Below are 23,074 nucleotides of genomic sequence, written 5' to 3' on the forward strand. Positions count from 1 at the left end.
CCGCGGACAAGGAGCAGGAATGACACGCGATATCGCCATCATCGGTATGTCGGTCGAGCTTCCCCAGGTGAAGAACACCGACGAGTTCTGGGATCTGATCGTCGCCGGCCGCAGCGTGAGCAAACCCTTCCCGGAAGCCCGGAGCAAGGACATCATCGACTATGTGCGGTACGCGCGCAGCACCGCCGTGAAGCCGCCCATCGACACCTCTATCGAATTCCACGACGGATACTTCCTCGACGACATTGCGGAATTCGACTACGGCTTCTTCGGCATGACGCCCCGGCAGGGTGCGATGGCCGACCCGGTCCAGCGGATGCTCATGAAGAACGCGTATCTCTCTCTGGAGGACGCGGGCTACACCGGCCCCCGCATCAAGGACCGCAACACCGCCGTCTTCGTCGGCTACAACGTCAACCCGGGGCAGACATACGGCGACTTCCTGACCCGGGCCGACCCGTCCCTGACCCCGCTCAGCCTGACCGGGAACATGGGCACGATGCTGGCCAACCGGATCTCGTACCAGCTGGACCTGCACGGGCCGAGCATGGTCGTCAACTCGGCCTGCTCGGCCACCCTGGTCGCCCTGCACCAGGCCAAGAACGCCCTGCTGGCAGGCGACTGCGACCTGGCCGTCGTCGCCGGTGCCCGTATTATCCTCGCCCCCCTCAAGAGCGCCGACCGCAACCTCGGCATCGAGTCCTCCGACGGTCTGACCCGGCCGTTCGACGAGCGCGCCGACGGCACCGGCTTCGGCGAGGGATCCGGCGCGATCGTGCTGAGCCGGCTCGACGCGGCCCTCGAACGCGGCGACCAAGTCTACGCCACGATCAAGGGCAGCGCCGTCAACCACGACGGCCACTCGGAGATGATTACTGCGCCTGATGAGGCGTCGCAGACCCAACTGCTGCTCGACGCCTGGGCCGACGCTGGTATCGACCCGCGCACCGTGGACTACGTGGAGGTGCACGGTACGGCGACGCGCATCGGCGACCCCATCGAATTCGAGGGGCTTCGGCGGGCGTTCGCCCACCACACCGACGACAAGCAGTTCTGCGCCGTCGGCACGGCCAAGGCCAACGTGGGCCACCTCTTCGAGGGCTCCGGGGTGATCGGAGTGATCAAAGCCGCGCTGACCATGCAGCACAAGACGGTGCCGCCCATGGCCAACTTCGAGAAGCCCAACCCAAAGATCGACTTCACCGACGGGCCGATCTACATACCCACCGCCGCCGAACCGTGGGACCCGGCCGAAGGAAAACGGCACTGCGGCGTCAGCGCGTTCGGCATCGGCGGGACCAACTGCCACGTCGTCCTCGGCGCGGCCCCGGCGACGCCCGGGGCGAGCACGCCGCAGACCACGGCCGGCCCGCAGATCTTCACACTCAGTGCGCAGAGCGAACGGTCACTGCGGCTGCTCGTCGAGGCATATGCCCGCTACCTCGCCGGGCCCGCCGCCGAGCGGCTGAGCCTGCGGGACGTCTGCCACACCACGCGCGTCTCCCGCTCCGCCCACCGCTACCGCCTCGCCCTGCCGGTGTCCGGCATCGCAGAACTAGGCACCGCGCTCACGGCGTTGGCCGAGGGCCGCAGCGACGAGCTGCCCACGGTGTACTCGAACCTGGAAGACTGGCCGGGCCCGGCGCAGCCCGACGACTCACCACTCGCCCGTTACGTCCGCGGCGAGGACGTCGAGTGGAGCGAGCACGAGGGCACCGCGACCGGCCGCATCGTCAAGCTCCCGTCCTACGCCTTCGACGAGAGCCGTTGCTGGTCGCCGTTCCCCGACACCTGGGCGGAGCGCACCCCGGCCGGCCCCGTCGCCGCCGTGCAGGACAACCCCGTCACCCACGACATCGTCTTCCGCGAAGAGCCCCTTGCGGCCGACTGGCCCGGAGGGGTGCGGGCGTTGGCCCTCGTCGACCCGGCGACCGACGCCGAGGCCGTGCTGGGCACGATCCCGTCCGGAGAACTGCACGTCCTGCGGCTCGTAGCAGAGGGCGCCGACGTGGCCTCGGGTACCTTCTCCGTCACGGAGGAGAGCCTCCAGGACCTCGCCGCCCACGTCCTCGAAGGCCGATACACCCACATCATCCACGCCCTCGCCCTGGAGGACACCGAGGCATCCGACATCCAGACCCTGGACCGCCGGGTCACCAAGAACCTCTACAGCCTGTTCCTGCTGAGCAAGGCTCTGATGAACGCCGGAGTGCGGGGACGGATCGTGGCCCTCACCCGCAATGCCTGCGCGCTGGTGGACGGTGCGTCCGTCGGCGCCCCGGAGAACTCCGCACTGGCGGGCCTCGCCAAGGTGATCGGGCGCGAGTTCCCCTACCTCAAGACCCGCGTCCAGGACCTGGACGAACACGTCACGCCCGACCTGCTGTGGCGCGAGATCGTCCGGCCGGAACCGGGCCTGCACCTTCTTCGGGACGGGCGCTCCTACCACGAGGTCTTCGAGGAACTCCCCGATGTCGGCACCGGCACGGAGCAGGACTACCTCAAGGCCGGCGGCACCTACCTCGTCACCGGCGGCACCGGCGGCATCGGACTGGCCGTCAGCGAGATGTTCGCGACCCTCCAGCCCGACATCGACCTCGTGCTGGTCAGTAGGTCGGGCGCCCCGGACCGGGCGGACTGGGAGCGGCTGATCGCCACGCACCCCGACGGGAAGCCGGCCCGAGTGGCCCGTGCGCTGACCGAGATCGAGGGCATGGGCGCGCGTGTCCGTGTTTACGCGGCCGACGCCGGGGACCCGGACGCGCTCAGGGAAGTGGTCGAGGATGTGCAGCGCAGGTTCGGCCGGATCGACGGCATCGTCCACGCGGCCGGCATCCCGGGACGGAACCTGATCTCTCTGCGTGATCCGAAGGACTTCGCCGATGTGGTCCGGCCGAAGATCTACGGCGCGTACGTCCTCAACAGCGCGACCACGGGCGTGAGTCCCGACTTCATCCTGCACTTCTCGTCGGTCGCCGTCGTCTTCCCCTCCTCCGGGCAGGGCGACTACGCCGCCGGCAACTACTACCTGGACACCCTCGCTCGTATGGGCAGGACCGACGGCTGCCACGTCGTCGCCGTCGACTGGGTCGCCTGGCGAGAAATCGGCATGGCCGTGGACTACGGGAGTAAGCTCGATACGACCTTCAAGGCCGTATACACGAACACCGGCTTGGGCATCGTCGACAAGATGCTGCGGTCCCGTCGGCGTCGTGCGTTCGCCGGGGAGGTGAACTACGACGGTAACCTGGTGCACATCTTCAAGTCGTTCGACATGGCGCTCGGCGACACCGTGAACACGAAGATGAAGCAGGCCGAGAGCGATCTGAGGGACCGTCTGCGCATCTCCTCGGAACAGAAGCGCAAGCAGATAGACGCGGTCTCCGTGGAACTGACCGGGCGTGAGGGCGGTGTCTACCGCGACGCGGAGATCACCGTCGCCCGCTGCTTCGCCGACGCCCTCGGCTACCCGACGCTGGACGTCGAGGACGACTTCTTCAACATCGGCGGCGACTCCCTCATGGCCACCACCGTCGCGTCCAACATCGCCACGTGCCTGCAGATCGAGTTCGACGCCGCCGACCTGCTGATGGAGCGCACGGTCTCCGCCGTGGCGGACGCGGTGGAGCTGATGCGGGACGAAGCCTCGGAGGAAAGCCCCGTGTAGTGGGGCACCGAACCGGCCGGACGGGGCTCGGAAGAGCCCGGTCCGGCCCATGGACACGCACGTGGTGGGGTCACATGACCAAAGACGTACTGAAACGCCGACCGCAGAGCGAAGGCAAGCACAGATCCGAGCTGAGATCGCTACTGGGATTCAGTCTCCCGATGTCGGTCGCCAACTATGTACAGCAGTCCTATCTGCTGGCCGACAGCATCATCGTCGGCCACTACGTTGGCGTCGACGGGCTGGCCGCCGTGGGCGCTGCTCAGCCGATCTTCTACCTGGTCAACGCCGTCTTCCTCGGTCTGGTGAGTGGTTTCGCCATACGGTTCGCACGCATGACGGGATCCGGCCGTGCCGAGCGTCAGCAGGAGGCGGTCATCGGCCTTGCGGCGTTCGCCGTCGTGTGGGCCGCGTTGTGCATCACGCTGGTCTTCAGCGCCACGGGTGTCTTCCTGCACGTGATGGGGATTCACGGCGCCGTGGCCCTCGGCAGCACGACGTATCTGCACACCCTGTCCCTCGGGTTCGTCGGTGTGTTCGGCATCGGCGCGCTGGGCGGGTTCCTGCGGGGGCTGGGCGACTCGCGCACGGTCATGTACATGATGGTCTTCAGCAGTCTCCTCAACATCGCCCTGGCCTGGAGTTTCGTGGCCCTGCTGGGACTGGGAGTGCGCGGCGCGGCCCTGGGCACGGTGACGGCCAGTTCCGTCGCCTTCGTCGCCGGCCTGGTGCTCGTGGCCCGTCGGCACGGGATCCACCGCTACCGCAGCACCCTTCCCGAACTGGCTCGGCAGGCCGGCTCGTCCCTGCGGCTGGGCTTTCCCGTCGGCATCCAGCACATCATGCTCTCGCTCGGCACCATGGTCCTGACGTCGCTGATCGCGCCCTTCGGGACGGCCGCGATCGCCGCGTTCAGCATCGCCTCCCGGCTGGAGACCTTGGCCGGCCGCTTCTATCTGGACCTGTCCGGAGCAGTGACGGTGTTCGTCGCCCAGTACACGGGTGCCGGGGAGGCCGAGCGGGCACGCCGGACCCTCCTCGATGCGCTGCGCCTGTGCTGGTGGGTGACCCTCGCCGAGTGCGCGGCGGTGATTCTCGTACGGCACGACATCGCCGCCGCCTTCACCACCGACCAGTCGGCCCACGCGATTGTCGGGACCTACATCCTCATGACGTACCCCTTCTTCCTCCTGTACTCGGCGATGGCGGTCGTCCACGGATTCCTCAACGGCATCGGTCGCACTGTCTTCCCGCTGGTGTGCACGATGCTGTCGTTCCTGGTCGTCCGCATCCCCACCGCGTCCGTGCTGAAGGGGCAGCTGGGCCTGGACGGCATCATCTGGGCCGTTCCGATCGGCTGGTTCGTCGGCCTGGCCTACACCGCGTTCGCCGTGCGCCGGTACATCCAGGACGCCCGGCGGTTCATACCCCTCCAGACCAACTCCGTCTAAGCTTGAAGTTGAGGGACCTTGTCAAGTTACGGATGGGGTTGGCAAGTTGGGGCATGCGGATGGTGCTCGGGTGCCCTGTCGGGCCCTGCGGTCAGGCGTGCGTGGGCGCCCCGGTGACGGTCTTCCAGACGCGGAACCGGTGGATCGGAGCGGAGCTTGTCGGTAACGATCACGCGTGGCACGTACTTGAGGCCCTTGAGGAGCTTGCGGAAGAACCGCTTCGTGGCACGGGTGTCGCGCTTGTTCTGGACCAGGATGTCCAGGACGGTGTCGGCCTGGCCGACCGCGTGCCCGAGGTACCGCATCTTCCCGTTGACCTTGATGAACACCTCGTCGAGCCATTTTCGCCGGGCCGGGGCTGCCAGTCGCGCAGGGACTTGGCATAGGCGGGGCCGAACGTCGCGCACCAGGCGCGGATCGACTCGTACGTCACGGTGATGCCGCGGTCGAGGAGGAGTTCCTCGATCTCCTGTAGGAGAGCGGAAAGCGGTGGTACAGCCACACAGCGTGACCGATCACCTCTGCCGGGAACCGGTACCCCTTGTACGACGGCGCCGCCTCAGCCTCCACCGCGAACCCCTCCCGCGATGACCAGCACCGAATCATCTCGCGCCCCCGCAGACAACTTGACAGCGCCCGTACGGCGGTTTCGACGCTCTGGCTGGTTTCATCCCCGAAGGAGAACCATGTTCGGCATTGTCGAACGGCGCGTCGAGGGGCGCGCAGTATCGGGGCGGCGCATGCGTACGGTGAACTTCACTCAGCTCCACCAGGGGACATCAGGGTCCCGCCCATCGCGGACAGGGTGACGGTCGGACCGACGGGTCGAAGCGACCGGAGGCGATCCCGCGTTCCGGGTCGCGGCCGGCGCACGGGGCAATGCCGCGGCCGGAGTTGTTGTGGGCGATGCTGGGCGGCGCAGGATCCGCAGGAGATCCGGGTGGGAGGCGGCCGTCCGGGCGGTGAGGCGAAAGCCCGCCCGCATCTCTGGAACCGTAATCCGTGGGACCGCTGCACCGGAAGGTCTTGACGCGGCTGGGGTGGCTGGGTTTTGCTTCCCAAGTTCGGTATTATCGAACGCCGTTCGTAAAAATACTTGGCGATCCGGTACGTCGCCCATGGCAGCGGCGAGGGGATCGAAGGAGCGCCAGTCATGCGGCTCCCCCGCCGCGCTCTGCCCGTGAGGGCGGTTTGGTGTGCCTGCGCACGTTCCCGGACGAGAGATTGGATCAGTGTGACCGCCCACTCCATCGACCATGTCGAGTTCTATGTCGGTGACGTCAACCAGGCCTCCCACTACTACTGCGGCACCTACGGATTCCGGGTGGTGGCCGAGGCGGGGCCGCTCACTGGACTGGCGGGCGCCCGCTCGCTCGTCCTGGCGCACGGCGGAGTCCGCCTGGTGCTGACCTCCGCCCTGCACGCCGACCATGCCGCATCGCACTTCGTACGCAAGCACGGCGACGGCGTGCGCGATGTGGCCGTGCGGTCCACCGACGCCGTCGGCGACTTCGCGCGGGCGGTGGCCGCGGGGGCCGTTCCGGTCGCCGAGCCCGAGACGTTCGAGGACGCAAGCGGCCGGGTCGTCCGGGCCACCATCGCCGCGGCCAACGATCTGGTGCACACCTTCGTGCAACGTGACGAACCGTCAGGGCCGTTCCTCCCCCAGCGGTACCTCTCCGTCACTGACGGACGGGCGCCGGGCCCCGAACTGCTGCGATCCATCGATCATCTGGCCTTCTGCCTGCGCCCCGGCTCGCTGGACGCCATGGTCGACTTCTACCGGCGGACCCTGGGGCTGAAGCACACCTACGACGAGTACATCGTCGTCGGCGGCCAGGCGATGGCCTCGAAGGTCGTCCAGGACGAGACTCGGGGCATCACCTTCACCATGGTGGAACCCGACCCCGTCGGCGACCGGGGACAGCTCAACGACTTCCTGGACGGGTTCGACGGCCCCGGTGTGCAGCATGTCGCCTACGGCACCGACGACATCGTGACGGCGGCCCGCGAACTCCGCAGCTGCGGTGTGGAGTTACTCTCCACACCGGTCGGCTACTACGCCACGCTGGCCCAGCGCGGGATCGAGGTGGGCATCGACCCGGCGGTGCTGCAGGACCTGGGCCTGCTGGCCGACCGGGACGAATGGGGCCAGCTGGTGCAGGTGTTCACCCGGTCCCCCTACGCCCGCCGGACGGTGTTCTTCGAGCTGATCCAGCGGCTTGAGGCCCGTACCTTCGGCAGCGGCAACATCAGGGCCCTCTATGAGGCCGTCGAGCGCGAACGCGCCGAGAATGCGGTCGTGGCGGGCGCCGCGGCGAGGGCCGAGGGGTGACCGCGCCGGCGACCCGGCAGGCCGCACCGCCCGACGAGCGGCCTGGTGTCCTGCTGTCCCCGCGGGACTACGAGGCGGCGGCCCGCGCCCGGCTGGAGCAGCCGGTGTGGGACTACATCGCGGGCGGCAGCGGTGACGAGGTGACGCTGCGCGAGGAGCGTGCGGCGTACGGCCGCTACCGGCTGCGCCCCCGGGCCCTGGTCGATGTGTCGCACTGCGAGCTGGGCACCACCCTGCTCGGCCGGCCCGTGGAGTTCCCCGTGGGGATCGCACCGATGGCCTACCACCGGCTGGTCCACGCGGACGGCGAGACCGCCACCGTCCGCGCCGCCGGAAGGGTCGGCGCACTCACCATCGCCAGCACCTTCGCCAGCAAGACGCTGGAGGAGACCGCCCGGGCCGCGACCGGACCACTCTGGCTGCAGCTGTATGTGATGCGCCGCAGGGAGATCACCGAGTCCCTCATCCGCCGGGCCGAGGCCGCCGGCTACCGGGCCCTGGTGATCACCGTCGACACCCCACGGATGGCTCGCCGGGAGCGCGATCTGCGCAACGGCTTCGGCCTGACGCCGCACGTGCGACCGGCGAACCTCGATGACGGCCAGCAGACCGGCCTGCACCAGGGCCGCTCCGGCAGCTCCACGCTCGCTGCGCACGCCGCCCAGCACCACGATGCCGCGTTCACCTGGGAGGACCTGGCCTGGGTGCGCTCCCTGACCGGCCTGCCGCTGGTGCTGAAGGGCGTCCTGACCGCGGAAGACGCCCGGCGGGCAGCCGGGCTCGGGGTGGCGGGGCTGATCGTCTCCACCCACGGCGGCCGCCAGCTCGACGGCGCGGTACCGGCGTTGGAGGCGCTGCCGGAAGTGGTGGCGGCCGTCCAGGGCCGGTGCGAGGTGCTCGTCGACGGAGGCGTCCGCCGCGGTACTGACGTGCTCAAGGCACTGGCGCTCGGAGCCCGCGCTGTGCTGATCGGCCGCCCCGTCCTCTGGGGTCTCGCCGTTGACGGCGAGGCCGGGGTCGAGGCGGTCCTGTCCACCCTCCGGGCGGAGCTGGAGGAGGCGATGGCGCTGACCGGCCGGCCCCGCCTCGACACCATCACGCCGGACCTGCTCCGCCCTTCCGCAGATCCTCCATACCCCCGCACCACCGACGACAGGGAACTGGCATGACGAAGGACGCCCGCTTCACACTGACCGCCGCCGAGCAGGAGCTGTTGCCCTCGGACGAAGAGGTGCAGTTCTACCAGGAGCATGGCTGGTATCTGTCGAAGAAGCTGCTCACCGACGAGGAGGTCGACCTGCTGGACTCCGCGGCCGACCGCTTCTACGCCGGCCATCGGGACCGCACCCTGCCCAAGCAGCCGCCCCGGCTGGCGTACTGGGAGCCGGAGAAGGGCGATGTGCACCGGCACAACGACTACATCTTCTACGAGGACGACACCATCCGCGGCATCCTGTCCAAGCCGGTCATCACGGCGGTCGCGGCGCGGATAGCGGAGACGAGCCAGATACGCCTGTGGAACAGCACCCTCATCCACAAGCCGCCGCGCGCGGACGACGAACGCAACATCGTGCCCTGGCACTTCGACCGCCACTACTGGCAGACCTGCTCCTCCGATGAGATGCTCACCGCCTTCATCCCCTTCCACGACTGTGACGAGGAGATGGGCACGATCACGATGATCGACGGCAGCCACCGCTGGAAGGAGACCGGCGGCGACGACTCCACCAGCCGCCACTTCGCCGACCGCGACCGGTCGGATCTGGAGGAGACGCTCGCGCAGAACGCCGCGTTCAACAACGCGGAGGTGCGCAAGGTGCCGGTGAACATCCCCAAGGGGCACATCAGCTTCCACCACTGCCGCACTTACCACGGCAGCGGCTACAACGTCAGTGACCGGCCCCGCCGCGCCATCTCCTTCCACCTTCAGGACCGCACCAACCAGTGGCGGCCCTACGAGCTGTCCACTGGTGAGCTGGTGGTCTACAACAACGACGTCCTGGTCCGGAAGGACGCCAACGGCAACCCCGACTACACCGACGAGGACTTCTGCCCCGTCCTGTGGGAGGACGCCCGGTGAGTCCGGTTCCCCCCACCACCGTGCTGTCGACGCAAGGCCTGCACGGCTCGCTCGGTGATCCGCTGATGGAGGTGATGAACTTCCTCAACGAGGTCACCTCCCGCCACCCCGAGGCGATCTCCTTCGGCCCGGGCCGCCCGTACGAAGGCAACTTCGAGGTCGAGCAGATCGGCGACTACCTCGACGCGTACCAGCGCTACCTCACCGAGGAGTTGGGCCGCTCACCCGACGAGGTCCGCACCCTGCTGTTCCAGTACGGGCGCACCAACGGGCAGATACATGAACTGGTGGCCCGCGCCCTGCTCAACGACGAGGGCATCACGGCCGATCCGGCGTCCCTGGTGGTCACCGTGGGCTGCCAGGAGGGGATGTTCCTGGTCCTCCGCGCGCTGTTCGCCGACCCGTCGGACGTGCTGCTGGTCTCCTCGCCGTGCTACGTCGGCATCACGGGGGCGGCCCGGCTGCTGGACATCGAAACGGTCCACGTTCCCGAGGGCGAGCAGGGGTGCGATCCGGATGTCCTGCGGCAGACGGTCGCCGCGCTGCGCGCCGCCGGGAAGCGGCCGCGAGCGTTCTACGTGGTGCCGGACTTCTCCAACCCGACCGGCACCTGCCTGCCAGTCCCCGCGCGCCGCCGGCTGCTCCAACTGGCGGAGGAGGAGGGTCTGCTCCTCCTGGAGGACAACCCCTACGGGTTCTTCACCCGCGCCGGCAGCGGCCTGCCCACGCTCAAGGCGCTGGACGACCGGCAGCGGGTGATCTACCTCGGGTCGTTCGCCAAGACCTGCTTCCCCGGCGCCCGGGTCGGCTATGTGGTCGCCGACCAGCAGGTTCAAGCCGCGGACGGCAGCCGTACCCTCCTCGCGGACGAATTGTCCAAGATCAAGGGCATGGTGACGGTGAACACCCCGGCGCTCAGCCAGGCGGTCATCGGCGGCATGCTGCTCGCCCATGGCTTCCAGCTGCGGGAGGCGAACAAGCCGGCCGCGGACTTCTACGAGGAGAACCTGAAGGTCCTGCTCGGCAGTCTCGACCGGCTGCTTCCGCGCGCCCGGCGCGAGGCGGCCGGAATCAGCTGGAATACGCCTGCGGGCGGCTTCTTCCTCACCCTGACGCTCCCGGTACCGGCGGACAACGCACTGCTGGAAGAGTCCGCCCGCGAGCACGGAGTGATCTGGACACCGATGAGCTACTTCTATCCCGACGGCGACGGCGGCCGTCACCAAATCCGTCTCTCCCTGAGCTATCTGACTTCGGAACAGGTCGCCGAGGGCGCCCGCCGACTGGTCGGGCTGCTGGAACGAAGGTGCGCATGAACGCCGTTCTGTACGTTGTGACGGTGCTGATCTGGGGCTCCACCTGGCTGGCCATCAAGGGCCAACTGGGGGACGTCCACCCCACGGCGTCGATCGCGTACCGGTTCGCGCTGGCCGCCGTGATCCTGCTGGCGTGGGCGCGGCTGCGCGGGCTGCCGCTGCGCTACCCGCTGCGGGTGCACGGTCAGTTCGTCCTCATGGGCGGGCTGATGTTTTCCACCAACTTCGTCTGCTTCTACTTCGCCGAACAGCATCTGACCACCGGACTGGTCTCGATCACCTTCGCGATGTCGCTGCCGGTGAACATGGTCTTCGGCCGGGTCTTCTTCCGGCGATCGATCACCACGAAGATGCTGGTCGGCGGGGCAGTCGGGCTGCTGGGGATCAGCACAGTGTTCTGGCCGGAGTTCCAGAACTTCGGCTTCTCGTCCGGGTCAGGCCAGGGCATCGTGCTGTCGGCCATCGGCACCCTGGTGTTCTGTCTGGGCAATGTGGTCTCCGGCAAGACCCAGGCGGCGGGCATCCCGGTGGTGCAGGGCACGGGGTACGCCATGGCGTACGGAGCGCTGCTGATGGCCCCGTTCGCCGCGTTCTCCGGGCACGGCGCGCTGTTCCAGCTCAGCCTCCAGTACACCGGCTCGCTGCTCTACCTCGCGGTCTTCGGTTCGGTGGTGGGCTTCGGCGCGTACCTCACTCTGCTCGGCAGGATAGGCGGGGAGCGCGCCGCGTATGCCATGGTGCTCTTCCCGATCGTGGCGCTGCTGCTCTCCACGATGTTCGAGAAGTTCACCTGGACGGCCCGGGACTTGGCGGGCGTGGCGCTGATCCTCATCGGCAACGCCGTGATGCTGATCAACCCGGCGCTGCTCCGCCGCCTGACCGGCCGTCCCGCCCCAGCGGAACCGACCACCCCCGCCACCGCCGACCGCTGACGCCCGTCCGAACGACCGTCCCAGACCCGCTTGCCGCCCCCGGCCGGACCCGGGACGGATACCCCCATTCGCCGCCCACACCGTCACGGCCGAGGAGCGTCACCTTGCAAACCGCTGCAGTCGTCGGCACCGGTCTCATCGGAACCTCCATCGCCCTGGCACTGACCAGGCGGGGAGTGCGAACCCACCTGATCGACCGCGATCCTGACAGCGTACGGATCGCCGTGGCACAGGGCGCCGGTACGCCCGACCCACCCCCCGAGCCGGTGGACATCGCGGTCATCGCCGTCCCCCCGTCCCACACCGCCCGAACCCTCGCCGATCACCAGAACGCCGAACTGGCCCGGGTCTACACGGACGTGGCGAGCGTCAAGACGTTGCCGCACACCGAGTGTCTGGCCCTCGGGTGCGACACCACGACCCTGGTGGGCGGGCACCCGCTGGCCGGCAGGGAGCGCTCCGGACCGCTCGCGGCGCGCGCCGGGCTCTTCCAGGACCACCACTGGGTGCTCACCCCCGCCCCGGAGACCAGCGAGTCCGCGCTCAATCGGGCCCTGGAACTGGTCGCCCTGTGCGGCGCGGTGCCAGTGCTGCTGGACCCGGCAGCCCATGACCGGGCCGTGGCGCTGGTCTCCCACCTCCCCCATCTGATGGCGACGCTCACTGCCGCCCGGCTGCTGGAGGGCGAGGAGTACGCGGTAAGGCTGGCCGGCCGCGGGGTGCGGGAGGTGACCCGGGTCGCGTCCGGCGATGCCGGGCTGTGGGCGGACATCCTCGCCGCCAACGCTGCCGCCCTCGGCCCGCTGCTTGCCGCGCTCAGCGCGGATCTGGCGACCGTCGGGAACGCGCTCAGCCGGCTGGCCGCGGACGATCCGGAGTCGCAGGGCGAGGCCCTGGCGGAGCTGACCGGGGTGCTGCGCTGCGGCATGGACGGCCGGGCCCGCATCGTGCCCCCGTACGGCGGTGCGGCGGCCCGTCCGCACACGATGGTCTCGGTCGCCGTCGGTGACCGGAACCGGCCGCTGGAGCGACTGCTCGGCGATGTGGACGACGCGCGGCTGGATCTGGAGGGCATGGTCCTCCCGGACGCCCGGGACGCCCGGGACGCGCCGGTCGCGGACGGCTCGGTCGGCCTGATGGTGGCACCGGACTTGGCCCGCCCGCTCACCGAAGCGCTCAGAGACCAGGGCTGGACAGTCCACTGACGTCCGCTCCGTAACCCCTGCACCCACCCCTGAAGGAGAACCGGAAATGCCCCACATCGTCGTCGATCACGACGCCACCCTGCTGGAGTACCTCGACCGCCGCCGCTTCGCACGCGAACTGCACGCGCTGGCCGCGCGGACGGTCGAGGGCATCACCGTCGAAAGCTGCAAGACCCGCTTCCGCTGCGTCGATGAGGCGGTCATCGCGCACGACGAACCCCAACGGGCCCTGGTCCATGTGGACTTCGCGATCCTGCCGGGCCGTACCACGGAGACCAAGTCCGAACTGGGCCGGGCGGTCATCGACCTGTTGCGCAGCCACACGGCAGCGGCGACGGACGTGACCGTGCATGCCTCCGTCGAGGTCCGTGACCTCGACGCGGCATACACCAATCACGTGACGCCGGCGAGGGAACAGAGCTGAGGATCACCGGGCTCACCGAGTGCCCCCGCGGCTCCCCCGGCTGAGCAGAGCGAAGGCGGAACAGGTCAGCGAGCGATTCCCGACCATCAACGGAGACATGACGGAACGCCATGAGCTTCTGAGGGGCGTCGTTACCCATGGGCCTGCTCCTATGCAGGCGCAGTCGGCGAGGACCGGGATGCCTTGGCGTTCGCAGATCCGGATGATCCGGTGGGTGCGGCCCGTGCTCAGGTCGTGCGCGCGGCCGGGCAGCGCGGGGGAGATCCACAGCAGCCGGCCACAAGGATCGGTCACCAGCTGCACGTTCACGCCATGTCGGCGGTATTTGGCGGAGTGGTCGTCCCGGCCGTCGCCCAGGCGGTCGCACTCCGCGAGGGTGCCATCGAGCAGAACGTAGTGGGGATCAGTTTCGCGCAGCACCTTGAGCAGGCCCGGTGCACGCTCGGCGAGCAGGCTGATCACCGCGGTGGTGCAGGCATGGGCGGTGCCCACCGAGACACCGAAGCCGACGGCGAATCTGAGCGAGCGTGTCGTGCCTGCGCGGGTACGTCAGAGCAACCAGGGGACGCTGGTGCGGTGGGAGTTTGCGCCGTCGGTCACCCTCGCGGGTGGCGATGGGGATAGTGACCCACTCGACCAGGGCGTAAGGCAGGTCGAGGGCGGCAGAATACGGAACCAACGCGGCCCCTGTGCCTGTGGGTTGAGACTTCGAACACCTCCCCCAACGGCACGGGAGCCTCGTGCGTTGCGCACCTCGTCGGCATCATCCGATCGGTGGCCGTGCCGAAAACGCTCAGTGGCTCAGCGCCGAGGAGCTGCGGGCTCTGGCCGCGTAGCGCGGGATCCCGGGTGATTGCAGGAGGGGAGGGACCGCGGGGGCTTCCCGCCCCGCGGTTCAGTCCTCCGTGGGATGGATGACCTGGACCCCACGTGCCTGCATCGCCTCGACCACCGGGTTGTCCGGCGCCGCATCCGTGACGACCAGTGTGATTTCCTCCAGCGGGCAGATCCGGCCGAGCGCCGTGCGGCCGAGCTTGTCAGCCGTGGCCACCAGGATGACCCGCTGGGCCGCTTCGAGAGCCGCACGCTTCACGCGGACGTCGTCGAGGTTGTAAGCGGTGGCCCCACGGGCCGGGTCCACCCCGCAACAGCCCAGTACAAGGGTGTCGAAGCACAGGTCCTTGAACGTCACGGCGGGCGTGTCGCCGTAGAAGGAGAGCTCCCCCGAACGGACCTGGCCACCGGGCAGCAGCAGCTGGATGCCGGGGTATGCGGAGAGGGCGAAGGCCGCGTGCAGTGACAGAGGAGTGACCGTGAACTGCCGGTCCTCCATGGCCTTCGCGACGGCCACGAGGGTGGTGCCGGTGTCCAGGGCGATCGTTTCCCCGTCCGTCAGCAGGGACAGCACCGTGCGCGCGAGCCGCTCCTTCGTCTCCGCGCCTGACATCGCGCGGATGGCATACGGCGGCTCGACCCCGCCCGGCAGGTTGCTCACCGCGCCGCCGCGCACTCTGCGCAGGGCACCGCGGGACTCCAGAAGCTCCAGATCCCGGCGGATAGTCATCTCCGAGGTCCCTGTCGCGCGGGCGAGGTCGGCGACGGTCGCGCGGTTCTCGCGCATGAGCAGCTCGATCACGAAGTTGTGTCTCTCCATCACGTTCACGTCAGCGATGGTATCGGCCAACCACGCGGGATGGCGATTGGCGAGCATTCAGACTGTTCGAATGGACGTGAGATGTGAGAGAGTCGGCATGTTGATCTCATGTGAACTGTACTTTTCTGGTGGGTCGGATGTGCGTTCACCAGTCGTCCCTTGAGGAGTTCGATGTCCACAGCCCAAAGAGCCGATCCGTCCCGGGCCGCGCAACCACTGCTCACGACCGTGGCGATCGTCGCCTCCTGTGTGGCATTCGTGGTGATCGGAGCCCTCCAGGCCCTGTACGGGCCCGCGATCCCCGCGCTGCGCAAGGACTTCGGTATCAGCCCCGCCGTCGCCGGGCTCAGCCTGAGCGGACACTTCGGCGCGGCGGTGGTCGGCGTGCTCGGCTACCACCTGCTGCGCGAACGACTGGGCCACCGGATCCTGCTCGGCGCCTCCTACCTGCTCATGGCACTGGGAGCAGTGGTCTTCGCCACCGCGCCCGACTGGCCCCTGGCCCTGGTCGGCACCTTCGTCATCGGCCTCGGCTTCGGCGGTGTCGACTACGGCCTCAACCAGTTGTTCGCCGTCGCCTTCGGCCGCCGCAGCACCGCGATGCTCAACCTGCTCAACGGGCACTTCGGCGTGGGCGCGATCGCGGGGCCCGCCCTGGTGGGGTGGCTCGGCGCCGGGCACTACCCGGGCATCTTCCTCGGCGTCGCCGTCGTCTGCGTACTCATCCTGTTCACACTCGGCGGCGTGGCCTCCCGGGAACCCGAGCCCGTCGCCGAGGCCACGTCCGGTACGGGTGCGCGCGTCGCGCCGATCATCGCCGCGTTCATCGGCGTCTACGTGCTGCACGTGGCCATCGAGACCGGAGTCGGTGGATGGGAGCCCACCCATCTGGAGACCGTGGGCTTCGCCGCCGCGACCGCGGCCACCGCCACGTCGGCGTACTGGGCCGCCATGACCATCGGCCGCTTCGTCGTGGTCCCGCTCTGCCTGCGCTTCTCGGCGCCCGCGATCCTCACCGTGTGCTGCGCGGGCATGGCGGGATTCCTGCTGCTCGCGACGCTTCCCTCGGCGGCGCCCTACGCCTACTTCGGGGTGGGCCTCGCCATCGCGCCGATCTTCCCCACCTGTCTGCCCTGGCTGAACCGGGCGGTGCCCAGCGTCGCCGCGGCCGGCGCCTATGTGATGGCCGCGTCGATGATCGGCGGTGTCGCCTTCCCCCCGCTGCTCGGTGTCGTCATCGACGCTCTGGACGTCAAGGCGCTCCCGGTCGTCCTGTTCGCCCTGGCCGGAGTCTGCCTGCTGCTCAGCTTCTGGCTGCGCAGCAACGCCCCCGATCCCGACGGGCTGACCGCAACGAACCCCGGCTCCGCCGGGACCACCAGAACTTCGGAGGTGCAGACATGAAGGCCGTCCTGTTCGACATGTTCGGCGTCCTGGCCCGTGTCCAGTCGCCGGCATCGCAAACTGTGATTGAACAAACAGCCGGCGTGAGCGGAGAGCGTTTCTGGGACGCCTACTGGGGGCTGCGCCCCCCGTACGACCGCGGTGACGTCATGGGTCCCGCCTACTGGAAGAACGTGAGCGAACGGCTCGGCACGCCGTTCACCGGCGGGCAGGTCGACGACCTGATCGCAGCAGACCTGGCCAGCTGGAGCGAGATCGACCAGGAGAGCGTGGACTTCCTGGCCGAGCTGGCCTGCCGGGGCGTGCGGCTCGGACTTCTCTCCAACATCCCGGAGGAGCTCGCCGTCCACTACGAGGCCACCCAGAAGTGGCTCGGCCACTTCAGCGTGGTCGGACTGTCCTGCCGGATCGGCAGCGCCAAACCGGAACCGGCCGCCTACGAGTGGTGCAGGCGTGAACTGGCGCTGCCCGCCGAGGAGATCCTCTTCGTGGACGACCGTTCCGACAACGTTCTCGCGGCCTGCGAGGTCGGCATGCGCGGCCATGTCTTCACGGGTGTCGGCACCCTCGCCGCGGCGCTGGGGGAGGGGATCACGGGGTGACGCCGACACCTCTTCTCCTGGCGCTGTGCGGCGCGGGAGAAGGAGGAGCCTGGCCGTGGCCGTCCCGGATCGAAGCCGGACGCGCGATCGCCGGGGCGGCGCTGTACGAACTCGCGCTCGCCCGGCGGTTGGAGCTGACGGACGACCGTGTTGTGCCGTGCGGCGTCGGCACGACGGATGATGTGGTCCAGGACGAGGTGCTTCGCTGCGTCCGCGCGGCCGGCCGGCCGCTGCCGCCCTGGGAATGGGTGGAGACGCTCGGCTCCGGCGCGCTGAGGCGCGTCGAGGAGGAATGTGCCGGAGCCGCCGTGCTCGGCACGCTCGGTACGTGTGTGAGCGAGGCGAGGGCGCGAGTGCGTCGCGCCGCCGAACGGGCCGACGTCTCGGACGCCTCTGCCCTGGCGGCCGCCGTGCTGCTGGTCGCCGCCCGCCAGGGACACCTGGTGTGGCCGACGGCCCTGCCCGCGGACCGGGCGCGCCACGCGGCACAGGCGCTCGCGCTGTTGGAACGCGGCGTGCCGCATGCCGGCCGGGCACTGGGCAGTGCCTCGGCCGCGGTGCGGCACTCGATCGAGACTTCTGCCGCTGCTCTGGCCTTCCCCGGATAGCAATCGCTTGCGGATTTCCGCCCGCCCTTGCCAGCGAGGCATTCGATGTGATCTTGTTGTTGCGGGGGTGTTGAGTGAGTTCCGAGCACACCGCAATTCCACTCCGCCCGTCTCCTCTGCGCCGTAATCCGCATTGACGCGGACGTGTTCAGTGGCCGGATTTAATCCACACAACTCTTCAACCATACGGAATTTGAGCGGGCGTGTGCTCCAAGTCTGTCTCAGGGGGAAATAATGGATGCCAAGACAGTTACCGATCACCTCTATTATCCCGTCAGCGCACAAAAGATGGACCGGGGTGAAGGCGTCTATCTGTACGACTCTGACGGAAACCGATACCTGGACTGTGCGTCGGCGACGTTCAACCTCAGTCTCGGTTACTCGCACCCCGCCGTGATAGCGGCGATGAAGGGCCAGCTCGACAAGGTTGTCCATCTCACCTCCTCGTACCAGAGCGATCCGATCAACGGACTGGTGCAGCGGCTAGTGGAGACCTCGCCGGCCAATCTCACCCGGGTCCATCCCAAGGTCTCCGGCGGGTCCTCGGCCAACGAGGGCGCCATCAAGATGGCGCAGCACGCCACCGGGAAGTCCGAGGTCATCACGTTGTTCCGCAGTCACGTGGGACAGACGATGATGATGGCATCGATGTCAGGAAATGCGTTCCGGCGCGAGCCGTTCCCGCTGCTCTACCCGGGCAGCCTGCAGGTTCCCGACCCGTACTGCTTCCGCTGCTTCTACGGGCAGAACAAGGAAACCTGCGGCCTCATGTGCGTCGACCGCATCGACGACTTCATTGAGTACGCGAGCAGCGGCCGGGTCGCGGCTGTACTGATCGAGCCGATTTCCGGAAACGGCGGGAACATCATGCCGCCGGACGGCTATATGCAGAAGCTGCGGGCCTTCTGTGACGAACACGACATCGCCCTCATCTTCGACGAGATCCAGACGGGCATCGGCCGTACCGGTCACATGTTCGCGGCCCAGCATTTCGATGTGGAGCCGGACGCCATCACCACGGCGAAGGGCCTCGGTGGTTCCGGCGCGCAGGTCGCCGCCATTCTCACCAACGAGCGCCTTTCCGGACTTCCCGCGCATCACCACTCGTTCACCTACGGGTCGAATCTCCTGGCCGCCGCGGCCGCGAACGTCACCCTCGACATCGTGCGGCAGCCGGAATTCTTGGCGAATGTCAGGAACACCGGTGACTATATTCTTGAGCGGCTGCGCGACATGCAGCTGCGCTATCCGGCCATCGGCGACGTCCGCGGCGTCGGCCTGATGATCGGCTTCGAGATGTGCGAGCCCGACGGCAAGCCCGCGGTCAAGCTCACCAACCACCTGGCGAGCGCGGCGATGGAGCACGGGCTCATCCTGCGCACCTCGCGCTACGGCTACGGAAACGTCCTCAAGATCCGTCCTCCGCTGATCCTGACCATGGCTCAGGCGGAGGAGATCTGCGACAAGTTGGAGAACCTCTTCATGTCGGAGCTGGCCCAGTGAAGAAGCTGCTCAAGGGCCTCGGCGAACACGTCCGCGCCGAGCTGCTGACCTACGGCCGACAGGGCCTGGCCCGCCAGGTGCACGGCGATTCCCCTGGCGGCGACGCCCAGTTCGACGTCGACGAGGTGGCCGAGAAGGCCGTCCTGGACTACCTGCGTGCCCACGCCGAGGTGCCCGTCGCCGTCTACACCGAGGACGGCGCCTTCGTCGAACTCGCCCCCGACCCGCAGTATCTGCTTGTCGTCGACCCCATCGACGGCACCCGCCCCACCTCGGCCGGCCTTGAGATGGGCGTGGTCTCCATCGCTGCCGCCCCCTACGGCGACGGCAAGCCGACCCTCGCCGACGTCACGGCCGCCTTCCTGCTGGAGATCAAGAGCGGCGCCTGGATCTACGGTGACGACACCGAGGGCCTCTCCAGCGGCGGTCACCCCACCGCCGTACCGCGGCTCAGCCGGACCACCGACCTGGCGAAGATGTTCTGGTCCATCGAGTTCAACGGCCACCCCATGCACCTGATGGACGCGGCCTACTCCCATCTCGTGGACCAGTCGGCCAACACGGGCGGCGTGTTCGTCTTCAACAGCGCCAGCTTCTCCATCTCCCGCATCATCACCGGACAGCTCGACGCCTACGTCGACATCGGCAACCGGATCCTGCGTGACCACCCCGAGACCGAGGCCGAGTTCCTGCGCGTCGGACGCGGATCGATCCTGCACCTGTTCCCGTACGACATCGCCGCCGCGGTCTACCTCGCCCGGCAGGCCGGTGTCGTGATCACCGACGCCTACGGCGACGACCTGGGCTCGACCTCGCTGGTCGACCTCGGGCCGCTGAACCAGAAGTCGTGCATCGCCGCGGCGACGCCCGAACTGCACAAGCAACTGATCGACTCCATCCGATGGCAACTGGGCCGTGACACCGCGTCGGCCGTCAAGGGGGACGCATGAAGGCGCTCACGCTGACCGGGGACCGTTCCCTGGAACTGGTCGACCGGCCCAAGCCGGAACCTCACGAAGCCACCGACGTCGTCATCCGCATCGTCCAGAGCGGAATATGCGGCACCGACCGCAGCGTGCTCGTCGGCAAGTTCCCGGCCGAGCCGGGTGTGGTGATGGGCCACGAGGCCGTCGGCATCGTCGACGCCACGGGCCCCGGTGTGACCCGCTTCGCACCCGGTGACCGGATCATCATCAACCCCACCCTGTACTGCGGCAGTTGCGTCACCTGCCTGGAAGGGCACTGGAACTTCTGCGGCAACAAGGCCGGAACCGAGGTGGGGCTGGACTACGACGGCTCCTTCGCCGAGTTCATGCGCCTGCCCGAGCTGTTCTGCCACGCGATACCCGACGGGATGAGCTTCGACCGAGCCGTCGTGGTCGAACCGCTCGCCTGCGCCCTGAACAACATCGAGGCCGGCCGGCTGCAGCCCGGCGAGACCGCGGTGATCGTCGGTGGCGGTCCGATGGGCGCCGTCACTGCCATGGCCGCCGCCCGCTACGGCGCCCGGGTCCTGGTCGTCGAGCCCGACCCGGTCCGTCAGTCGCTGGACCGGGAGATCTTCGCCGCCCCCGAGTTCGAGGGCCGGATTACCGTCCATGCCCCGGACGACGCCGAACTCACCCACCGCGGCCATCTGGTCGTCGACTCCGTCGGCAACCTCCTGGAGCAGAGCCTCGGTTACGCCGCCCAGCGAGGACGGGTCGTCGTCATGGGCTTCAACAGCAACGCCACCGCCACCGTGCGTCCGCTGCAGATCCTCCAGCGGGGACTGCAGATCATCGGCGCCGGCGACTACAACAGCATGATCTTCCCCAAGGCCGTCGAGCTGGCTCGCTCGATCCCGCTGGAGCGGCTGATCACGCACCGCTTCCCGCTGGAGGACCACGCGGAGGCCTTCAAGGCCCTCGCCGCGGTGCCGGGCGCCGACTACGCCGCGCTCAAGGTCGTCCTCGTACCGGACCAGGACGGGAGCACTCTGTGAGTGCCAGGCTGAATGCGGCCCTGATCCCCGGCACGGACCGCCCCGTCGTCATCGGCGAATACCCCTACTACCGGGCCGATCCGGCCAACTGGGCAGGCAATCTGCGGGAGTTGCGCTCCCTCGGCGTCGACGTCGTCTCGTTCTACCTGCCCTGGCGGTTCCACGAGACCGGCGAGGGCGAGCAGCGCGCGTTCGACTTCCACGGCAAGACCGACCCGCAGCGCGACGTCGTACGGCTGATCAGCCTCGCCGCCGAGGCGGGCCTGGCCGTCCTGGTCAAGCCCGGCCCCTTCATCCACGCGGAAGTACAGCTCGGCGGGCTCCCCGACCGGCTGTGCGACTCCGGACGCACGCCCTACCGGGGGCTGACCGGCGACCTGCTCACCTCCCAGGCCAAGCCGTTGCCCAGCCTCCTCGACCCGGCCGTCAAGGACGAGGTCGCCACCTGGCTGCGGGCCGTGGCCGATGAGGTCGTGTCCCCCACGGCCGCCCCCCGGGGCCCGGTCGTCGCGCTCCAGCTGGGCAACGAGGGCATGTCCGGTGACGTGCACATCGCCATCGACGCCCAGGACGCCTCCCCGGCGGCCCGCGAGGAGTTCGCCCGCTGGCTGTCCGCCCGGGGACTGACCGACGAGGCGGCGCGCGCCGGCGACGAACTCGCCGACTGGCCCAGCGCGCTGCGGCTGCTGTGGTCGCGCTGGTCCGGCGAGGCCATCGCCGGGCTGTGGGACTGGATCTCCGACCTGTTCCCGGCCGGCCCCGCCCGGGTGGCCAATGTGCCCCTGGCCCGCGCCATCGGACCGGACGCCACCATCGACGCCTGGGCCGCCCGGCACCGCGCCCTCAAGGGATCCCGGCACCTGATCGGGCACACCGAGTGGGTGGGCAACCCGGCGCAGAGCCCGGAGGCCTTCTCCACGCATCTCGGCGAGATCCTGCTGGGAGACACCGATGTGCTCGAAGCCAACTGGGGCTTCACCTGGGACGACGAGTCCTTCGCCGGTCCGCGCACGCCCCTGTTCAACGCCCTGCTGGCCCTGACGCTCGGATCCACCACGGTCAGCGTCTATACCGCCTGCGCGGCGGGCACCTGGGGCGAGTTGATCGACATGGACCCGGAGGGGCTGCGCGCCGAAGGCGTCGACCCCGCCCTCCACGCGCCGCCGTACTGCCCCGGCGCGCCCCTCACGGAGGCCGGTGACCACAACCCCACCGCCGAGAGTCTCAAGCTGCTCGCCCGCTTCCTCGACCAGCACGGCGCCGCCCTGGCGGGAAGCCGGCTCGACCGCGACGCGGATCTGCTCGTCGACCGTGCCCTGGCGGAGGCGGGCGCGTGGCAGCGGGAGGGGAAGACCGTCCTCCAGGAACTGACCGAGGCTGTTCACGAGCAGCTGCGGGACACCCATCGTCTGGTCGGCCTGCGCTGGCTCGACGAGGCCCCGCACCGCACCGCCCAGGACGCCGCCGGTGCCCTTGGTGTGCTGCGCGCGGGTCACCCCGGCGCGAGTACCGCACCCGTCGAACTCAGCGTCGCCGCGGGTGTTCCCGCGCACGGTGCCGTGGCCGAGTTCGTCGCCGGGCTGGCCACGGACGTCCGCCGCTGGACGTCCGCCCATCGGCGTGCCGTCGCCCTCACCCGGACGGGCCCCGACGGCACCCGCTTCATCGGTGCCTTCAACCCCACCGGCACGGACGACCGGGTCTCCGGTGCCGACGGCGACTGGGCCGTCGAGTTGCCCGCGGGGACCGCGGCGCTGGCCGTCTCCCGGGAAGGCAAACTCCTGGGCTGGCTGGCGACGCCCACGGCGTCCACCGCCGTCACCCTGACCTGGGGCGGTGAACAGGCCGACGCCTTGCGCGTGACGGCCTCCTGAGAACGCGGGCGGCGGGACAGCGAACCTGACCTCGC

Annotated in this window: 18 protein-coding genes and 1 pseudogene; 16 read left to right on the forward strand and 3 right to left on the reverse strand. The window is 69.0% G+C overall.

Annotated elements, in window-relative coordinates; all coding sequences use genetic code 11:
- Window positions 1–19 precede the first annotated feature (19 nt).
- Window positions 20–3,667: an SDR family NAD(P)-dependent oxidoreductase gene (locus AV521_RS28400; protein ID WP_076092064.1), complete on the forward strand. Its 3,648-nt coding sequence runs from the start codon at window positions 20–22 to the stop codon at window positions 3,665–3,667.
- 161 nt (window positions 3,668–3,828) lie between these two features.
- Window positions 3,829–5,118: an MATE family efflux transporter gene (locus AV521_RS28405; RefSeq protein WP_179023440.1), complete on the forward strand. Its 1,290-nt coding sequence runs from the start codon at window positions 3,829–3,831 to the stop codon at window positions 5,116–5,118.
- A 26-nt stretch (window positions 5,119–5,144) separates the two neighbouring features.
- Here AV521_RS28405 and AV521_RS52320 read toward each other — a convergent pair whose 3' ends face one another.
- The gene (locus AV521_RS52320; protein WP_079249438.1) at window positions 5,145–5,423 is read right to left on the reverse strand and encodes a DDE-type integrase/transposase/recombinase; all 279 of its coding nucleotides are present in this window, start codon (window positions 5,421–5,423) and stop codon (window positions 5,145–5,147) included.
- Window positions 5,424–6,352: 929 nt separating this feature from the next.
- On the opposite strand from AV521_RS52320, the gene hppD reads away from it, so the two are divergent.
- The 7 genes from hppD to AV521_RS28445 all read left to right on the forward strand — a co-directional run bounded on the left by hppD (window position 6,353) and on the right by AV521_RS28445 (window position 13,410).
- Window positions 6,353–7,453, forward strand: a complete 1,101-nt coding sequence (hppD, locus tag AV521_RS28415) for a 4-hydroxyphenylpyruvate dioxygenase (RefSeq protein ID WP_076092070.1) — start codon at window positions 6,353–6,355, stop codon at window positions 7,451–7,453.
- Complete coding sequence (locus AV521_RS28420; RefSeq protein WP_079249439.1) at window positions 7,450–8,622, forward strand: alpha-hydroxy acid oxidase; 1,173 nt, start codon at window positions 7,450–7,452, stop codon at window positions 8,620–8,622. The genes hppD and AV521_RS28420 overlap by 4 nt, the downstream gene beginning before the upstream one ends.
- Window positions 8,619–9,533 (forward strand): phytanoyl-CoA dioxygenase family protein, encoded by a 915-nt coding sequence (locus AV521_RS28425; RefSeq protein ID WP_076092072.1) that lies wholly within the window; start codon window positions 8,619–8,621, stop codon window positions 9,531–9,533. Before AV521_RS28420 ends, AV521_RS28425 begins: the two co-directional genes overlap by 4 nt.
- Window positions 9,530–10,849: a PLP-dependent aminotransferase family protein gene (locus AV521_RS28430; RefSeq protein ID WP_076092074.1), complete on the forward strand. Its 1,320-nt coding sequence runs from the start codon at window positions 9,530–9,532 to the stop codon at window positions 10,847–10,849. The genes AV521_RS28425 and AV521_RS28430 overlap by 4 nt, the downstream gene beginning before the upstream one ends.
- Window positions 10,846–11,781, forward strand: a complete 936-nt coding sequence (locus AV521_RS28435; protein WP_076092076.1) for a DMT family transporter — start codon at window positions 10,846–10,848, stop codon at window positions 11,779–11,781. Before AV521_RS28430 ends, AV521_RS28435 begins: the two co-directional genes overlap by 4 nt.
- Before the next feature lie 104 nt (window positions 11,782–11,885).
- Window positions 11,886–12,986, forward strand: coding sequence for a prephenate dehydrogenase (locus AV521_RS28440; protein ID WP_076092078.1), 1,101 nt, complete (start codon window positions 11,886–11,888; stop codon window positions 12,984–12,986).
- Window positions 12,987–13,032: 46 nt separating this feature from the next.
- The gene (locus AV521_RS28445) at window positions 13,033–13,410 is read left to right on the forward strand and encodes a 5-carboxymethyl-2-hydroxymuconate Delta-isomerase (protein ID WP_076092080.1); all 378 of its coding nucleotides are present in this window, start codon (window positions 13,033–13,035) and stop codon (window positions 13,408–13,410) included.
- 117 nt (window positions 13,411–13,527) lie between these two features.
- Here the strand turns inward: AV521_RS28445 and AV521_RS28450 are convergent.
- Both AV521_RS28450 and AV521_RS28455 read right to left on the reverse strand, forming a co-directional pair.
- Window positions 13,528–14,089, reverse strand: a pseudogene (locus AV521_RS28450) (transposase family protein); the annotation flags it as partial.
- A gap of 216 nt (window positions 14,090–14,305) precedes the next feature.
- Complete coding sequence (locus AV521_RS28455; RefSeq protein ID WP_076092082.1) at window positions 14,306–15,064, reverse strand: DeoR/GlpR family DNA-binding transcription regulator; 759 nt, start codon at window positions 15,062–15,064, stop codon at window positions 14,306–14,308.
- Between the two features lie 171 nt (window positions 15,065–15,235).
- Here AV521_RS28455 and AV521_RS28460 point away from each other — a divergent pair, with 171 nt between their 5' ends.
- From AV521_RS28460 to AV521_RS28490, 7 genes are all read left to right on the forward strand, one after another.
- Window positions 15,236–16,468, forward strand: a complete 1,233-nt coding sequence (locus tag AV521_RS28460; protein WP_076092084.1) for a sugar MFS transporter — start codon at window positions 15,236–15,238, stop codon at window positions 16,466–16,468.
- Between the two features lie 17 nt (window positions 16,469–16,485).
- Window positions 16,486–17,070, forward strand: a complete 585-nt coding sequence (locus AV521_RS28465; protein ID WP_371917072.1) for an HAD family hydrolase — start codon at window positions 16,486–16,488, stop codon at window positions 17,068–17,070.
- On the forward strand, window positions 17,067–17,678 hold the full coding sequence (locus AV521_RS28470; protein WP_076092088.1) for a GPP34 family phosphoprotein: 612 nt from the start codon (window positions 17,067–17,069) through the stop codon (window positions 17,676–17,678). Before AV521_RS28465 ends, AV521_RS28470 begins: the two co-directional genes overlap by 4 nt.
- A gap of 234 nt (window positions 17,679–17,912) precedes the next feature.
- Entirely contained in the window at window positions 17,913–19,181 is a 1,269-nt protein-coding gene (locus tag AV521_RS28475) for an aspartate aminotransferase family protein (RefSeq protein WP_076092090.1), read from the forward strand.
- Window positions 19,178–20,131, forward strand: coding sequence for an inositol monophosphatase family protein (locus AV521_RS28480; RefSeq protein WP_076092092.1), 954 nt, complete (start codon window positions 19,178–19,180; stop codon window positions 20,129–20,131). The genes AV521_RS28475 and AV521_RS28480 overlap by 4 nt, the downstream gene beginning before the upstream one ends.
- Window positions 20,128–21,165, forward strand: coding sequence for a zinc-binding dehydrogenase (locus AV521_RS28485; protein ID WP_076092094.1), 1,038 nt, complete (start codon window positions 20,128–20,130; stop codon window positions 21,163–21,165). Before AV521_RS28480 ends, AV521_RS28485 begins: the two co-directional genes overlap by 4 nt.
- Complete coding sequence (locus AV521_RS28490; protein ID WP_076092095.1) at window positions 21,162–23,039, forward strand: beta-galactosidase; 1,878 nt, start codon at window positions 21,162–21,164, stop codon at window positions 23,037–23,039. Before AV521_RS28485 ends, AV521_RS28490 begins: the two co-directional genes overlap by 4 nt.
- Window positions 23,040–23,074: the final 35 nt, after the last annotated feature.

The sequence above is a fragment of the Streptomyces sp. IMTB 2501 genome (assembly GCF_001953885.1).
Classification (GTDB): Bacteria; Actinomycetota; Actinomycetes; order Streptomycetales; family Streptomycetaceae; genus Streptomyces.